General features: G+C 51.6%; 1 protein-coding gene. It reads left to right on the forward strand.

All coding sequences use genetic code 11. The features are described from left to right. Nucleotides 1-2,162: endopeptidase La (gene lon, locus Q0257_RS07360; protein WP_298023460.1), on the forward strand; the 2,162-nt coding region annotated here is incomplete at its 5' end. Nucleotides 2,163-2,479: the final 317 nt, after the last annotated feature.

Here is a 2,479-nt window from a genome sequence, read left to right on the forward strand (position 1 = left end):
TCATCCACGACGAGCGCGGCAACGACCAGAAATTAGACGCACTGGTAAGCGTGCTGAAGGAAAAAACCAAGACGCTTAGCACACTTACGCATTTTTTTCCGAACGATCTACTGAAAACCATCGACGACGGCACCGATGCTGCACGCGTCTGCGATCTGATTTTAAGCGCACTGCGGCTAAAAAAGCAGGTAGCCTACTCATTTTTTACCGAGAGCAATTTGCAAAAGCGCCTTTTCAACCTCATCAACTACATCTCCGACGAGATCGAAGCGCAGAGGCTCGAAAAGGAGATCAAAAGCAAGGTTCATTCCAAGATCGATAAGACGAACAAGGAGTATTTTTTAAAAGAGCAGCTCAAGCAGATCCAAAAGGAGCTCGGAGGCGATGCCGATCGCGATGTCGAGATCGAGGAATACCGCAAAAAGCTGGAAGCCAAAAAGCCCTATTTGGGCGAGGATGCCTACAAAGAGATCAAAAAGCAGATCGATAAATTTGCCCGCCTCCATCCGGACAGCGCCGATGCGGGACTAGTGCAGAGCTATCTGGACTGGGTTTTGGAGGTGCCTTTTGAAAAGACCGCTAAACACAAGATGTCTATCGAGGGCGTCACCGCGCAGCTAAACAAAGACCACCACTCCCTAAAAAAGCCCAAGGCGCGCATCGAGGAGTATTTCGCGCTAAAGCAGCTTTTGGAGCTTCGCGGCACAAGCGGCAAGAAGAGCAAAGAGGACCGCAAAAACGGCGGCGCGATCCTGTGCTTTTATGGCCCTCCCGGCGTAGGCAAGACGAGCCTTGCGAACTCCATCGCGACCGCGCTTAAGCGCAAACTTATCCGCGTCGCTTTAGGCGGGCTCGAGGACGTAAACGAGCTACGCGGACATCGCCGCACCTACATCGGCGCGATGCCGGGCCGCATCGTGCAAGGGCTCATCGAGGCAAATCAGATGAACCCCGTCATCGTGCTTGATGAGATCGATAAAATTTCAAGCTCATACAAGGGCGATCCGACGGCGGTTCTGCTTGAAATTTTAGACCCGGAGCAAAACTCGAGTTTTAGGGATTACTATCTAAATTTCAACATCGATCTTAGCAAGATCATCTTTATCGCCACGGCAAACGACGTATCTCTCATACCTGCGCCGCTGCGCGACAGAATGGAGTTTATCGAGCTTAGCTCATACACGCCGCAGGAGAAATTTCAGATCGCCAAGGACTATCTGATCCCCCAAGAGCTACAACGCCACGGCTTAAAATCCGCCGACGTAGCGATCAACCCGGCAGCCCTTGCCGAGATCATCGAAGAATACACGCGCGAAAGCGGCGTGCGAAACCTGCGTCGCCAGATCGCAGCGATCTTCCGCAAGGTCGCGGTTAAAATTTTAAAAGACAAAGAGTTTAAAAAAATCGTCGTTACGACGAAAAATTTAAGCGAATTTCTAAATAAAAAGGTTTTCGAGATCGACGAGGTTGAAAAGCGCGATCAAATCGGCATCGTAAACGGGCTTGCGTGGACTGCGGTAGGCGGCGACGTGCTCAAGATCGAAGCGGTCAAGATCAAAGGCAAGGGCGCGATGACGATCACGGGCCAGCTCGGCGACGTGATGAAAGAATCCGCGCAGATCGCCTTTAGCATCGTAAAGGTGCTGATCGACGAGGGCAAGCTCAAAGCGGCTCAAGACGCGAAAGGGGGCACAGAAAAAGCCTCACGCGCCAGCAAAAACTCCGCATTGCGCGCAAATGGCGGCGCGTCTAAAAGCCCTGCGGCGGCACAAAATTCAGGCGCGGAGGAGAATTCCGAAAGCTCGGAGCAGATTTATAATAAATTCGACCTTCACATCCACGTGCCCGAGGGCGCGACGCCCAAGGACGGACCGAGCGCGGGCATCACGATGAGCACGGCGATCGCGTCGATTTTAACCGAGCGCGAGGTGCGCGCAGATCTAGCGATGACGGGCGAGATCACGCTAAGCGGCAAGGTGCTGCCGATCGGCGGGCTTAAGGAGAAGCTCATCGCCGCGCACAAAGCCAAAATCGCCGAGGTTTTGATCCCGCGCAAAAACTACGAGCGCGACCTGGTGGAGATCCCGGACGAGGTCAAAAACGATCTGAAAATAACGCCGGTAGATCGGATCGAAGAGGTGCTGAAGCTGGCGCTCGTTTAAATTTAAAGCGCCGCTTTAAATTTGGCCGCTTTAGCCCTGCGCTTCGGCGGAATTTTAAAATATTTAATGCTATGATCGGATTATATCATTTCTTTTATAAAAAATAGCGGCGCATTTCGCTCGCGTGAAATTTCTCCCGCCTAAAATTTCATCGGCGCGCAGCAAATTTTTACACAATCGCGGCAATTTTTTTTAAACTTGCTTGCAGCCGAATTTCTCAGACACTCGCGGTAAAATTTTATGCTCGCTTGAGATAGCGTGAAATTTTATTCGCATCGCAAGCTCTCGCCGTGCTTGCGGCAAAATTTCTTGTAACG

Source organism: uncultured Campylobacter sp. (assembly GCF_938018035.1).
GTDB lineage: Bacteria > Campylobacterota > Campylobacteria > Campylobacterales > Campylobacteraceae > Campylobacter_B.